We start from the raw sequence: 13,010 nt of genomic DNA on the forward strand, positions 1-13,010 counted from the left end.
CTTTCAGTTGATCAGCGTGGGCTTGGTCAGCCCGGCAGTATTGGCGGGCATCAGCCCCAGCCGGCGCGCGACTTCGGTGTAGGCGTCGGTCAGGTTGCCGAGATCGCGGCGGAACACATCCTTGTCGAGCTTCTGGCCGGATTTCACATCCCACAGGCGGCAGGAATCCGGGCTGATCTCGTCAGCGACGATCAGCCGCATGAAATCACCGTCCCAGACACGTCCGATCTCGATCTTGAAGTCCACCAGCTTGATGCCGACCCCGAAGAACACGCCCGACAGGAAATCGTTCACGCGCAGCGCAAGGCTGACGATGTCGTCCAGATCCTGTTGCGTCGCCCAGCCGAAGGCGATCACGTATTCCTCGGACACGAAGGGATCGCCCAACTCGTCGTTCTTGTAGCTGTATTCGACGATCGGACGGGGCAGCGCCGTGCCCTCCTCCATGCCCAGCCGCTTGGCGATGCTGCCTGCGGCAAAGTTTCGCACGATCACTTCAAGCGGAATGATCTCGACCTGACGGATCAACTGCTCGCGCATGTTGATGCGGCGGATGAAGTGGTTCGGGACGCCGATATTCGTAAGCCCGTTCATGAAGAACTCGGACAGGCGGTTGTTCAGCACCCCCTTGCCCTCGATCACGGCCTTTTTCTGCGCGTTGAAGGCGGTCGCGTCATCCTTGAAATACTGGATCAGCGTGCCCGGCTCGGTCCCTTCGTACAGGATCTTCGCCTTGCCCTCGTAGATCTTCTTGCGCCTCGGTGCCATCGCCCTCGCGGCTCCTCTAACCCGGTTCAGGCCGATGCGGCCGGTCCATTGAGGGGGATAGGCGGAATCCGCTTCCGGGGCAATACGGGCTTGCGAGGCGGGGGGGCAATGGGCATATCAGACGCGACCGACCGACAACGGGGAACCTGCCATGACCACCTTCGACGACCGCGAGCGGTCCTATGAGACGAAATTCGCCCACGACGCCGAGCTTCGCTTCAAGGCCGAGGCACGCCGCAACCGGTTGCTGGGCGAATGGGCGGCGGATCTTCTGGGCAAATCCGGCGAGGACGTGCGCACCTATGCGATGACCGTCGTGACCTCGGATTTCGAAGAGCCGGGTGAAGAGGATGTCTTCAAGAAGGTCGCGACCGATCTGAACGGCAAGGCGGACGAAAAGACCATCCGTGCCAAGATGGCCGAACTGATGGTCGAGGCGCGCCGCCAGGTCATCGAAGAAGCGAACTGAGCCGCCCTACTTCGGTTGCATGCGGATGGCGCCGTCCAGCCGGATGATCTCGGCGTTCAGGTACTGCGTTTCGACGCAGAACCGGACGGCGGCGGCGAATTCCGCCGGATCGCCCAGACGGGACGGGTAAGGCACCTGCTGGCCAAGGCTTTCCTGCACGTCATCCGGCAGACACTCCAGCATCGGGGTGCGGAAGATGCCGGGCGCGATCGTGTTCACGCGGATTCCGCTTCTGGCCAGTTCGCGGGCGACCGGCAGCGTCATGCCGGCGACGCCCGCCTTTGACGCGGCATAGGCCACCTGCCCGATCTGCCCGTCGAAGGCTGCGACCGACGCCGTATTGACGATCGCGCCCCGTGCGCCGTCTTCCAAGGGCTCCAACGCCTGCATCCGCACGGCGGCAAGCCGCATCACGTTCATCGTGCCGATCAGGTTGACGCGCAGCACATGCTCGAACGCTGCCAGCGGCAGCGGGCCGTCGCGACCGACCAGCTTTCCGGGCGGTGCGATCCCTGCGCAATTCACGACGATCCGCAGGTTGTCGATGCCTGACAGCGCCTGTCCGACATCATCCTCGCTGGCGACGTCACCCGACGCGACGCTGGCGCCGATCGGCTCGGCCGAGGCCGACGCGGCATCCGCGTTGAGGTCGAAGATCGTAACCGCTGCCCCGGCTTCAGCCAGCATTCGCGCGACCGCAGCACCCAGGCCTGACGCGCCACCGGTCACGAACGCCCCGCATCCATCGATTCTCATATCCGCTCCCTCGCGCTCAGCCGATCAGCGCGCGCGCATCGTCGGCGGTGACAGGTTCGCCCCCGGCCAGCGAGCGGCGCGTTTTCATATGGACCTTGGCGTTGTTGATCGTCTCCACCGCCGTCAATTCATCCTGATCATCAAACCGCAGCACCACGTCTTCGGAAACCACCTCGGCGCGGTCGGATGGCTGTGCCAGACCGGCGATCTGCAGCTTGTAATCGGCCTGATCCGACCAGAACCACGGCACCGCCGCATAGGGCCCGTCGCCCTTGTCCGTCAGGCGTGCGGCGATATGACGCGCGTGGTCGGTCGCCGCCTGAACGCTTTCCAGACGGATCATTCGGCCTGTCCGCGGATCGGGAAAGCTCGCGCAATCCCCTAGGGCAGAGATCGCCGGATCACTGGTCAGCAGTCGCCCGTCGAGAACGATGCCGTTCGCGCAAACCAGACCCGCCACCTCTGCCAGATCGGTGTTCGGCCGCACGCCGGCCGCGAGCAGAACCTCGTCCGCCGCGACCTGATCGCCGCCGACCAGGGTCACACCTTCATCCACGACCGACGATACCGGATCACCAAGGATCACCTCGGCGCCCAGATCGCGGTGCTTGGCCAGAAACATCGCCGACATGTGTTCCGACACCGCACGCGCCATCAGCCGCGCCGCCGCCTCTGCCACCGTGACCGCATGGCCCGCCTTACGGGCGACGGCCGCAAATTCCAGCCCGATGAAGCCGCCGCCGATCACCGCGAAGCGGCGCGGCGTCGCGATCTTGCCGCGCAGCCTTTCCGCATCGGCCAGTGTCCGCAGGTCCATCGCGCGTTCCAGTCCCGGGATCGGAGGACGCAGATTGCTGGAGCCGGTGGCGAGGATCAGGTGGCCATAATCCAGATCGCCCGCATCCGTGCCGACGCGACGGCTGACCCGGTCGATCGCATGAACGCGCGTCTCGGGAAGGTAGCGGATCGCCTTGCTGTCGAAGAACTCGGCCGCGCGCAGGATCAGCGCGTCCGCGTTCCCTTCGGCCATGTAGGCCTTGGAGAGCGGCGGACGCTGATAGGGCAGACCCGGCTCGTCGCCGATCAGGGTCAACTCGCCCTCGTAACCCGACTGGCGCAGCAAGGCTGCGGCCTGAAGACCGCCCTGCCCCGCGCCCACGATGACGATCGGTCCCTGTTCCATCCTGCCCTCCGCTTCGGTCGCGGTCAGACTAGAACTGATCTTCCGGCATGTGAACGACCAGTCCGTCCAGATCTGGCGTCAGCTTGATCTGACACGACAGGCGCGAATTCGCCTTCACCTCGCTTGCCGCGCCTTCCAGCATGTCGTCCTCTTCGGACTGACGCTCGCCCGTCTTGTCGGTCCAGGCCTCGTCCACGTAGCAATGGCAGGTTGCGCACATCATCGCGCCGCCGCACTCGCCGACAATGCCGTCGACGTCATTGCTGACGGCGGTGTGCATGACGCTGTCGCCCGTCTTGCCCTCGACCGTGGTTTCGGTGCCATCGGCGGCGATGTAGGTGACTTTCACCATCCTGCTTTTCCTCCTGGGTTCTGTCCTGGGATCGGTTCCGCGACCTTAGCCGAGGATCACCGGCATGTTGATAGGTCCGCGGAAACCGAAGCCGCGCCACTTCACCGCGGCGGGATCGGGCAGGCGCATGTTCGGAAACCGCTCGAACAGCATCGGGCCCATGATCTTGCCGACCGTCCGCCGCGCCGTGTGCGAGCCGGCGCAATGGTGGGGTCCGTTGCCGAACGCCTGGTGCGGATTCTTGTCGCGGAAAACGAAGAACTCTTCGGAATTGTCGCCGAACACTTCCTCGTCGCGATTGGACGAGGCCTGGATCGTCATCACCGTGTCTCCCTTGGGGATGTCGTAGCCCCGGATCTGGGTGTCCTCCGTCACCAGCCGAGAGCTGGCCTGGATCGGCGCGACCCAGCGGACGGTTTCCTCGAACGCCTTGCCCCACGCATCCTGCGCGCGCACTTCTTCAAGCTGACCGGGATTAGTGAGCAGACCGAAGATCATCGTCGCCAGGGCGTCGCGCGGCTCGTTGATGCCGCCGCCGATGGCGATCTTGATGTTGGAATAGATCTGGCTCATCGGGATCGGATCGTCGGCGTTGACCATCACCGACAGCGCAGAGGCGTCGGGCGTGGCCCTGCACCGCTCAACCAGCTTGTCGAACAACGCGTCCATCTCGTCATTGGCCTTGTCGGTGATCTCGAACGGCCCGTCGCGCCATGCGAAATTGCCCGACCCGTCGATCAGGTTCTGCGACCAGCGCATCATCTGTTCGTCCGTCGCCTCGGGGATGCCAAGAATGTGCGCGAGGATGCGCGCGGCCAGCGGCCCGCACAGCGCCTCGAACAGATCGCAGGGCCCATCCTTTGGCAGCCGGTCGAGATATTCCGCCGCCAGCTTCTCATAAAGCGGCGCCCATTCGGCCGAGATAACCTTGGGCGTCAGCGCGGGGTTCATCGCCTTGCGTTCGGCCAGATGCTCGGCCCCATCCTTGCGCATCAACGTGTGCGCGCGGAACGCGGGCTGCATCGGCGTCCGCGGATCATTCGACGAAAACAGGACCGGGTCGTCCTTGACCATCTTGGTGTCAGAGAACTTGACCAGAAAGGTGCGGTGCACCGATGGCACCCGCACCACGGGCGTTTCGCGCCGCATGCGGTGATAGATCGGATACGGGTCCAGCGTCAGCTGGTCGAACGTCACGTCCTCGTTCAGCGGTGCAAGTGCCATCATCCCCTCCTCATCCTCGCAAGGATGGATAACACCGGCTTGCCCATGCGACAACAAGATGCCATTCATGGCTGGCATCAGATCTATTGATGACGCCATGGTCCAGACATCTACCGTCGATCCGCTCAGCCTGGATTTCGCCGCGTTGCGGACACTCTGCCTTGTTGAAGACAGCGGCTCCTTCACCGCGGCAGCGCAGGTTCTAGGGGTGAACCAGTCGGCGGTCAGCTATACGATCGACCGCTTGCGCGCGGTCTTTCACGACCCGCTGTTCGTTCGCGAAAAGGGGCGGCAGATCGCTACCGCCCGATGCCAGCAGATCATGGACGAGGTGCGGCCGATGCTGACCACGCTCGACCGGCTGGCACGGCCCGAGGCATTCGATCCGGCGCAGGCACAAGCGCGGTTTCGCCTTGCCTGCAACTACTACGAACGCCTGCTGATCGTGCCGCATCTGGTCGCCCTACTGCGCGAGCAGGCTCCGGGGATCTCGCTTGAAGTGGTGAACTCACGCGGTCGCGGTCCTGAAATCCTGCTCCACGGTGGCGCCGACATGCTGATCGGCCCCCGCCCCGTGGCCGAGGGCGGCATCTACGTCAGCCGACTGTGGGCCGAAGATTACGTGTGCCTGATGGACCCCGCCCATCCGGCCGCAGCGGGGCCGTTGAGGCTGGACATCTATCTGACGCTCGATCTCATCGACATCACCTATGAAGGCAACTGGACCTCGCCCTACCTGGTCGAGCTCGAGCGGTCGGGCCACGCCATCACGCCCGCGCTGAAGGTGCCCAGCCCGGCAGGCGTCGCGCGGCTGGTCGCAGGCTCGACGCTGGTCGCGACGATCCCGCGACGACTAGCCCACGAAATCGGCGAAGGGTTGCGCATCGTCGAATGCCCCGTCCCCGGCGGGTTCGATATCACGCTGGTCTGGCCGCCGCGCGTCCATGCCGATGCGATGCATCAATGGATGCGCGGGCAGATCACCGGCCTGCGGCGACAATTCGCGGGAGAATAGCCCCCGCGCTATCCCATCATCGAGCCTGGCAGCAGCAACGATAGTTGCGGGAACGCCACCAGCAGCGCCAGCGTGACCAGCATCGCCAGCCAGAACGGCATCACGCCACGGAAGATCCGACCCAACGGCACGTTCGGCGCCACCGACTTCACGATGAAGACGTTGATGCCCACCGGAGGCGAGATCAGCCCCATCTCCAGCGTCAACACGACAAGGACGCCGAACCAGATCAGGTCGATCCCCAAGGCCGTCGCGATCGGTACGAAGATCGGCAGCGTCAGCACCAGCATCGCGAACCCTTCCAGGAACGTGCCCAGCACCATGTAGATCGCCAGGATCACGATCAGCGTGCCGATCCGTCCCAGATCGCTCCCGATCAGCACCTCTTCGATGAAATCGGGGATGTGGCTCAGCGCGAGGAACGGGTTGAACACATGCGCGGCGATCAGGATCAGCATCACCGAGGCGGTGGTCACGATGCTGTCGCGCGAGGCTTGCCATAGCGTCGACAGGTTCAGCGTGCGGGACGCGAAGCCCATCAGCACCACCGCGCCTGCGCCGACGCCTGCCGCCTCGGTCGGCGAAAAGAAGCCGCTGTAGATGCCCCCGATCGTCAGCAGGACCAGAACTATAATCGGCAGCGCGCCCATCACCGCGCGGGTCTTTTCCGCCATGCTCGTCGATGGCCCGCGCGGGCCCATCGCGGGCCGGATCAGGCACAGAACCCAGATCGTCAGCAGGAACATCAGCAGCAGCAGGATGCCGGGGATCACGCCGGCCAGAAACAGCCGCCCGATGCTCTGCTCGGACAGGATCGCGTAGATGACGAAGCCCGTCGAAGGCGGGATCAGGATGCCCAGCGTGCCGCCGGCCGCCACCACGCCCGTGGACAGCCGCGAATCGTAATCGTAGCGATCCATCTCGGCCAGCGAGACCTTGCCCATCGTCAGCGCGGATGCGACCGACGAGCCTGACAGCGCCGCGAACCCGCCGCACCCGATCACGGTCGCCGCGGCCAGTCCGCCGCGCACCTGACCGATGATCGCATAGGCGGCCTCGTACAATCGGCGGCTCATGCCTGTGACGCTGGCGACGTTGCCCATCAGGATAAACAGCGGGATGACGATCAGTTCGGAATTCGAGGCGAGCGTGAAGGATTCCGACGACAACAACCCGATAGCGGCGTTGAAGCCGTTCAGCGCCCAGATGCCGACAAAGCCGATCAGGAACATGGCGAAGGCGACCGGAACCCGCAGCGCCAGCAGCACCAGAAGGATGCCGATGCCGGTCAGTGCGATGGCGACGGGACTCATTCCAGCGGCCTCGCGTGCTGCCCATGCGCGGCCGAGCGGCCAGAGATGATGAAGTCGATGGCTCGCAGCAGCATCGCGATCCCGGTGACGATCGCCAGCGCGGCCAGCGCATACTGAAACCACGCCGTCGGCAGCCCCAGAAGGTTCGTGCGCAGGTTCAGCATCGCGCTGAGCCCTGCGGCCCGGATCACCGCGTAGCCGATGGCAAGGAAGATCGCCGCCCCCAGGATGTCGATCAGAATGTCCAGCAGATGGTTCATGCGCTGCGGAAGGAACCGCTCGAACAGGTCCACATTGATATGCGCGCCGCGCTTGTCGCACAGCGCCATGCCGCCGAAGACGGTGATGACGAAGGCCATCGTGGTCATGTCGAGCGAGCCGTAAAGCGGGCTGCCGAAAGCCCGGCCGATCACGTCGAACAGGACCACCCCCACGACGAACAGAAGCGCAAGGGTGCCGATCAGCGCGGACAGGCCGATCAGCCTGTCCGTCACCGCCCGCAAGCTTTTCAGCATCACTCGCCCCGCATCGCCGCCAGCGCGTCGGCGCCACCGGCCGCTTCGACATAGGCATCGGTCACCGGCGCAAGCGCCTCGGTGAAGGCGGCGATTTCCTCGTCGCTCAGATCGATGACCGTATTGCGATCATCGGCGCGGGCAGCATCCAGCGCCTGATCGGCCGTGGCGATCCAGGCTTCCTCTGCGGATTTGGACAGTTCTTCGCCCGCGACTGAATCGATTGCTGCCTTTTCTTCATCCGAGAGGCCGTCATAAACCGACTGGCTCATCACGGTGAAAAAGACCAGCCGGCCGAGGTTCGCACCCAGCGTGTAGCTGTCGGCGACCTCGTCCAGCTTGAAGTCGATGAGGGTGGACGCGCCCGAGATCGCGCCGTCGATCAGCCCGGTCTGCAGCCCGTTATAGACCTGCGTCATCGGCATCTGCACCGGCGTGGCGCCCAGGGCCTCGATCGCCTCGCCCGCCGAAGCGCCGGCTACACGGATCTTCAGCCCGGCCAGATCGGCGGGGGTGCGGACCTGCTTGTCCTTCATGATGAAGATGTTCGGCTCGGACCCCCACAGGGCCAGCGGCTTCACGCCCGGAAACTCGCTGGCGAGGTTGTCGTCATAGGCTCGCCAAAGCGCGGGATAGGCGGGCTGATCCAGCGGCAGCGCGTCGGGCATCTCGACGATCATGGTCTTGGGAAACTGCGACGAGGTGTATCCCGGCAAACCCCAGGCGATGTCGGCCACGCCTTGGACGACCCGGACATACTGGTCGGCCGGACCCGAGCCCAGCTCGCCACCATCATAGCTGCGTACGGTCAGCTCGCCATTCGTGCCGGCCTGCGCCGCTTCGTTCAGCTTGTCCGTGACGGATGCGGTGATCGTGTGCTGCGGGGACGAAAAGTTCGCGAATTTCAGTTCCTTCGCGGCGGCGCCCAGCGGCGCCAGCAGTCCGGCTGCGACGCAGGTCGAGGCCGCGAGCGTGCGAATGGTCATCATGGTCATCCCTCCCGTTTCAAATCCGGACGGGGCCTGCCCCGCCCGTCGAATTGCTGGGCCAAACGCTAGTCGAACGCGTGACTTGAGGTCCATTCAATTCCGTGGGGCATAAATAAAAAGAGGCTATAGCGTCCCGCGTGAGGATTGAGCGTTGTCGCGTGAAGGTCGTTCCAACGACCCCTTTATATCCGACGCGGCAGCAATAAAGCACATGAACTCAGTATCATAGCCAAGTCTTTCCCAAAATCCGCCTTGCCGCTTCCGCCGCACCAGCGCGATATCCCCATCATCCTCGCGCAAATCCGGGTTGTAGCTGCGGGCCTTGCGCTGCCGCAGCGCGCGACCTAGCCATTGGCCCGACGAAGGCCCAAGGGAAGGCAGCGAAGATGGTCGAGATGCTCGCCGTGACGATGGCAGCCTTTCTGCTGGGCGGCATTCTGAAGGGCGCGATCGGCGCGGGCACGCCAGTCGTGGTGATCCCGTTGATGTCGATCTATTTCGACGTGCCCTATGCGGTCGCGGTCTTCGTTCTGCCGGGTCTTCTGTCGAACATCTGGCAGGGCTGGCAATTCCGCGCCTCGCTGCGCGACCGTCCGTTCCTGATCCGCCTCGCCCTGGGCTCGGCCATCGGCGCAGCGGTCGGGACGGTCATCCTTGCCTCGGCGCCGACGGAAGCACTCTCGATCGTCGTGGGACTGCTTGCGCTTCTCTACATCGTCTTCCGACTGGCCAAGCCCGACTGGCAGTTGAGCCTCGGCCTGGCGCGTCGAACCGTGCTGCCGGTCGGTCTGACGGCAGGGGTGCTGCAGGGTGCTGCGGGGATTTCGGCCCCCGTCTCGATCACCTTCCTGCACGCGATGAACCTAGGGCGCGAGCGGTTCATCGCCACGATCTCGGTCCTGTTCGCGGCGATGTCCACGGTTCAGGTGCCGCTTCTGGGCGCGCTTGGCGTGCTGGACGGGCAGCGACTTCTGATCAGCCTCGCTGCACTCGTGCCGCTGTTCGCGGGCATGCCCATCGGCGCCTGGCTGGTGACACGGGTCGGCCCGAAGCTGTTCGACCGGTTGATCATGGTGCTGCTGGCCGTGATCGCGGTGCGGCTGATCGGCGGCGCGCTCTAGCGCGCTGCGGCCTCGACCCGGGGGTACAGCCGGGCCATGGTCAGCCCGCGTGCCGCGTTCAGGATCATCAGCGCGGCCCAAAGGCCCTGATTGCCGAACAGGGGCGGCAACACCACCAGAGCGACGGCATAGACCGCGACCGCCTGCAACATCGCGGTCCGCATTTCTCGCGTCATGGTGGCGCCGATGAAGATGCCGTCGAACATCCAGCTGGCGATCCCGATCAGCGGTGCAAGCAGCATCCAGAACAGGTAGTCGCGCGCCGCCTCACGGACTGCGGGCGCGGTCGTCAGCAGGTCGATGATGGCCGGTCCGCCGAACCAGAACACAAGGCCCAGTGCCACGGCCCCTGCGACGCCCCATTGCGAGGTCAGGATCGCGGCGCGCCTGACCGCCTGCGGTCGCCTCGCCCCGACGGCTTGACCGACCAGACTCTCGGCGGCAAAGGCGAAACCGTCCAGCGCGTAGGCGGTGATGCCCAGAAACTGCAGCAGGACCTGATTGGCCGCCAAGGTGACATCGCCGTGCCCTGCCGCCATGAACATGAAGGTGGTGAAACTGGCCTGCAGCAGGACGGACCGGATCATGATGTTGCCGTTCACCTGGGCCAACCGCGCCAGCTTGTCGCGCGCGAAAAGCCGCGTGGGACCCTGCGCCGCTCGCAAAGCCGCGACCAGCGCATGGCGCGCGAACCACAGGCCCAGCAAAATGCCGGACCATTCGGCCATCAACGTGGCCAGCGCCACGCCGCCGACGCCCCAGCCCAGCCCCAGCACGAACCACACGTCTAGGACCACGTTCAGCCCGTTCTGCAAGACCTGCAGCACGAGGACAGAGCGCGTGCGTTCCAGCGCGATCAGCCAGCCGGTGATCGCGTAAAGGCCGATCGTCGCGGGCGCACCCCAGATGCGGATGCTCAGATAATCGCGCGCAAGCGTCTCGACTTCGGTGGTCGCCGGCGCAAGCTGGAAGGCGGCCCAGATCAGCGGCGCCTGCAGCAGGATAAAGGCCAGTCCAGCCACGCCGCCGATCGTCAGCGCGCGCAGCAGATGCGCACCGACCTCTGCCCCATCACCCGACCCGTGGCTCTGCGCCACCATCCCCGTCGTGCCCATGCGCAGGAAACCGAAGATCCAGTAGATGCTGGACAGGATGACCGCGCCGATCCCGACGGCGCCGATCGGTGCCGCCTGACCCAACTGGCCGACGACGCCGGTATCCACCAGCCCCAGCAGCGGCACGGTCGCGTTCGACAGCACGATGGGACCGGCGATGGCCACCACACGACGATGGGTCAGGCGCTGCGGATCGGGCAGCGGGTCAGGTCCCAGCGGTGCGTCACTCATGACGCGTCACTCGTCCTGCGGCATCATGAAATGCCCCGTTGCCTGCGCGAAAAGCCGCGCGCGGTTATCCTGCCACGCCTCGACATAGACGCTGGCGAAACGCCGCCCGCTGCGGACGACGCGGGCACGGGCATAGGCATCACGGGGCAGGCCCGAGCGCAGATAGTCGATGGTGAAGTCGATCGTCTTCGGCAGGCGCGGCAGGCTGGACGGATCGTCCGCATCGGGCGTCAGCCGCCCCTGCTCGACATCCTCCCACTGGCTGGCCCAGGCCAGTTCGATGATCGCCGCAGTTTCCAGAAACGCGGCCGTTACGCCGCCATGGATCGCAGGCAGCAGCGGGTTGCCGATCAGCTTTTGCTGGAAGGGCAGAACGGCCGTCAGCTCATCCCCCCGCCTGTCGAAACGGATGCCGACCCAGGCGAGAAACGGCACGCCATCGACCAGCGCCTTCAGGGCGGCATCTCTGCGCGACTTGATCTGGTGCAGGGGTTCGTTTCTGTTGGCCATCGAAAACCCCTACCGATCCAGCGTGAAGGCGCCGGTCGCCGAGGCGACGGGATGCTCGCCATCCTCGTCCAGCGCCTCGGCCCGCAGGAACGCGACCGAGCGGGTGACGTGATAGCAATAGGCATGCGCCGTAATGCGCTGACGCGGTGTCGCCGGTCGCATGTAGTCGATGCGCAAATCGATCGTCGCGGTGGAACGCGGCTGGCTTGGATGCAGCATCGCGGCCGCGCCGCAGCATGTATCCATCAACGCCGAGACGACGCCGCCGTGGATCACCTGGCTTTGCGGATCGCCGACCAGATGCTCGGCCCAGGGCATCGACATCGTGGCCTCTCCCGGGCCCAGCGCCTCGATCCGCATCCCCAGCGCCGCGGCATAGGGGATCGCCTCGATGAACTGGCGCGCGATCCGCAGCCGGTCTTCCTCGCTTGGTGCCTGTTCCGCCATCGCCCTGTCCCTTGGCGCCGTCGCCTTGGTCTTGCCCCGGCCCTGCGGCGATCTCAACCCCTTCGACGGTCGACGGCGCAGATCGCGTTTCGGTTGAGATCGCGACGCCGCCGGTCTAGACTTTCGTGGGGAACCAAAGGGCTGCACGATGTCCGAGGACAATTACATCAGCTTCAAGGACATGTGCGCGCGGTTCGACGTGACACCCCGCACCCTGCGCTACTACGAATATATCGAACTGCTGAGCCCTAAGAAGTCCGGGCGCTCGCGCTTTTACGGTCCGCGAGAAATCGCGCGGATGAAGCTGATCCTGCGCGGCCGACATTTCGGCTTTTCGCTGGAAGACATCCGGCAATGGCTGGAAATCTACGGCAAGGAAGGCACGCGCGAACAGTTCCAGCAATTCCTGACGCTGGCCGACCAGCAGATGCGGACGCTGGAGCAGCAGATCGAGGAGCTGCAGCAGGCGCGCGCCGACCTGCAGAAACTGCGCGACGAGACCGCCGCCCGTCTCGAGTGACGCAGGGTCCCATCTTTACGTTCGCGTAAACTTTCCCCATATCGGGACCAAGACAGGGATCGGCGGCACGGGGAGGTGCAGGCATGTCCGAGATCATGACCATCCGCCAGATGTGTGCGGCATTCGACGTGACCCCGCGCGCGCTTCGCTTCTACGAATCGAAAGAGCTCATCTTCCCGGAACGCCGCGGCCAGCACCGTCTTTACGACCGGCGCGACCGCGCCCGCCTGACCCTGATCCTGCGCGGCAAGCGCTTTGGCTTCAGCCTCGAACAGATCCGGCAGTTGCTGGAACTTTATGAACCCGGCGGCACCAACCGCACGCAGCTTTCCGCGACGCTCGACACCGCGCGCGAACGGCTGAACGACATGGTCCGCCAGCACGCCGAGCTTGAAGGCGCCATCGTCGATCTGCGTCAGCAGATCGACGAGGCCGAGGCCCGGCTCTCCGCCCTCACATCCGACAAAACGACAGGATAGCGT

At 65.0% G+C, this 13,010-nt stretch carries 16 protein-coding genes; 5 read left to right on the forward strand and 11 right to left on the reverse strand.

Annotated features, from left to right (window positions below; genetic code table 11):
- Nucleotides 1-3 precede the first annotated feature (3 nt).
- Nucleotides 4-768, reverse strand: coding sequence for a phosphoribosylaminoimidazolesuccinocarboxamide synthase (purC, locus tag MLD63_RS09355; protein WP_255329645.1), 765 nt, complete (start codon nucleotides 766-768; stop codon nucleotides 4-6).
- Between the two features lie 151 nt (nucleotides 769-919).
- Here purC and MLD63_RS09360 point away from each other — a divergent pair, with 151 nt between their 5' ends.
- Entirely contained in the window at nucleotides 920-1,237 is a 318-nt protein-coding gene (locus MLD63_RS09360) for a DUF1476 domain-containing protein (RefSeq protein ID WP_255329646.1), read from the forward strand.
- A 6-nt stretch (nucleotides 1,238-1,243) separates the two neighbouring features.
- Here MLD63_RS09360 and MLD63_RS09365 read toward each other — a convergent pair whose 3' ends face one another.
- Genes MLD63_RS09365 through MLD63_RS09380 form a run of 4 tightly spaced genes read right to left on the reverse strand, consistent with a single transcriptional unit; the run spans nucleotide 1,244 to nucleotide 4,752 of the window.
- Nucleotides 1,244-1,993 (reverse strand): SDR family NAD(P)-dependent oxidoreductase, encoded by a 750-nt coding sequence (locus MLD63_RS09365; protein ID WP_255329647.1) that lies wholly within the window; start codon nucleotides 1,991-1,993, stop codon nucleotides 1,244-1,246.
- 16 nt (nucleotides 1,994-2,009) lie between these two features.
- Nucleotides 2,010-3,176, reverse strand: a complete 1,167-nt coding sequence (locus MLD63_RS09370) for an NAD(P)/FAD-dependent oxidoreductase (protein WP_255329648.1) — start codon at nucleotides 3,174-3,176, stop codon at nucleotides 2,010-2,012.
- Nucleotides 3,177-3,204: 28 nt separating this feature from the next.
- Nucleotides 3,205-3,528 carry a 2Fe-2S iron-sulfur cluster-binding protein gene (locus tag MLD63_RS09375; protein WP_255329649.1) on the reverse strand — a complete coding sequence of 108 codons (324 nt, stop codon included), beginning with the start codon at nucleotides 3,526-3,528 and terminating at the stop codon, nucleotides 3,205-3,207.
- A gap of 45 nt (nucleotides 3,529-3,573) precedes the next feature.
- Nucleotides 3,574-4,752, reverse strand: coding sequence for a cytochrome P450 (locus MLD63_RS09380; RefSeq protein WP_255329650.1), 1,179 nt, complete (start codon nucleotides 4,750-4,752; stop codon nucleotides 3,574-3,576).
- 97 nt (nucleotides 4,753-4,849) lie between these two features.
- Between MLD63_RS09380 and MLD63_RS09385 the strand changes: the two genes are divergently transcribed.
- Nucleotides 4,850-5,767 carry a LysR family transcriptional regulator gene (locus tag MLD63_RS09385; RefSeq protein ID WP_255329651.1) on the forward strand — a complete coding sequence of 306 codons (918 nt, stop codon included), beginning with the start codon at nucleotides 4,850-4,852 and terminating at the stop codon, nucleotides 5,765-5,767.
- 8 nt (nucleotides 5,768-5,775) lie between these two features.
- Here MLD63_RS09385 and MLD63_RS09390 read toward each other — a convergent pair whose 3' ends face one another.
- From MLD63_RS09390 to MLD63_RS09400, 3 genes are read right to left on the reverse strand one after another with little or no spacing between them, the layout of a single operon-like run.
- Nucleotides 5,776-7,080: a TRAP transporter large permease gene (locus MLD63_RS09390; protein WP_255329652.1), complete on the reverse strand. Its 1,305-nt coding sequence runs from the start codon at nucleotides 7,078-7,080 to the stop codon at nucleotides 5,776-5,778.
- Nucleotides 7,077-7,595, reverse strand: coding sequence for a TRAP transporter small permease (locus MLD63_RS09395; RefSeq protein ID WP_255329653.1), 519 nt, complete (start codon nucleotides 7,593-7,595; stop codon nucleotides 7,077-7,079). Before MLD63_RS09395 ends, MLD63_RS09390 begins: the two co-directional genes overlap by 4 nt.
- On the reverse strand, nucleotides 7,595-8,590 hold the full coding sequence (locus MLD63_RS09400) for a TRAP transporter substrate-binding protein (protein WP_369696999.1): 996 nt from the start codon (nucleotides 8,588-8,590) through the stop codon (nucleotides 7,595-7,597). Before MLD63_RS09400 ends, MLD63_RS09395 begins: the two co-directional genes overlap by 1 nt.
- Nucleotides 8,591-8,970: 380 nt before the next feature.
- Here MLD63_RS09400 and MLD63_RS09405 point away from each other — a divergent pair, with 380 nt between their 5' ends.
- Nucleotides 8,971-9,705: a sulfite exporter TauE/SafE family protein gene (locus tag MLD63_RS09405; protein WP_255329654.1), complete on the forward strand. Its 735-nt coding sequence runs from the start codon at nucleotides 8,971-8,973 to the stop codon at nucleotides 9,703-9,705.
- Here the strand turns inward: MLD63_RS09405 and MLD63_RS09410 are convergent.
- The 3 genes from MLD63_RS09410 to MLD63_RS09420 are packed head-to-tail and all read right to left on the reverse strand — an operon-like array spanning nucleotide 9,702 to nucleotide 12,008.
- Nucleotides 9,702-11,051, reverse strand: a complete 1,350-nt coding sequence (locus tag MLD63_RS09410) for an MATE family efflux transporter (RefSeq protein ID WP_255329655.1) — start codon at nucleotides 11,049-11,051, stop codon at nucleotides 9,702-9,704. The two genes, MLD63_RS09405 and MLD63_RS09410, sit on opposite strands and share 4 nt — an antisense overlap.
- A 6-nt stretch (nucleotides 11,052-11,057) precedes the next feature.
- Nucleotides 11,058-11,561 (reverse strand): PaaI family thioesterase, encoded by a 504-nt coding sequence (locus MLD63_RS09415; RefSeq protein ID WP_255329656.1) that lies wholly within the window; start codon nucleotides 11,559-11,561, stop codon nucleotides 11,058-11,060.
- Between the two features lie 9 nt (nucleotides 11,562-11,570).
- Nucleotides 11,571-12,008 (reverse strand): PaaI family thioesterase, encoded by a 438-nt coding sequence (locus MLD63_RS09420; protein ID WP_255329657.1) that lies wholly within the window; start codon nucleotides 12,006-12,008, stop codon nucleotides 11,571-11,573.
- A gap of 148 nt (nucleotides 12,009-12,156) precedes the next feature.
- Between MLD63_RS09420 and MLD63_RS09425 the strand changes: the two genes are divergently transcribed.
- Together MLD63_RS09425 and MLD63_RS09430 are read left to right on the forward strand one after the other, a co-directional pair.
- Complete coding sequence (locus tag MLD63_RS09425) at nucleotides 12,157-12,528, forward strand: MerR family transcriptional regulator (RefSeq protein ID WP_255329658.1); 372 nt, start codon at nucleotides 12,157-12,159, stop codon at nucleotides 12,526-12,528.
- 83 nt (nucleotides 12,529-12,611) lie between these two features.
- The gene (locus MLD63_RS09430) at nucleotides 12,612-13,007 is read left to right on the forward strand and encodes a MerR family transcriptional regulator (RefSeq protein ID WP_255329659.1); all 396 of its coding nucleotides are present in this window, start codon (nucleotides 12,612-12,614) and stop codon (nucleotides 13,005-13,007) included.
- Nucleotides 13,008-13,010 lie beyond the last annotated feature (3 nt).

Origin of the sequence: Paracoccus albicereus (genome assembly GCF_024359525.1) — a bacterium.
GTDB lineage: Bacteria > Pseudomonadota > Alphaproteobacteria > Rhodobacterales > Rhodobacteraceae > Paracoccus > Paracoccus albicereus.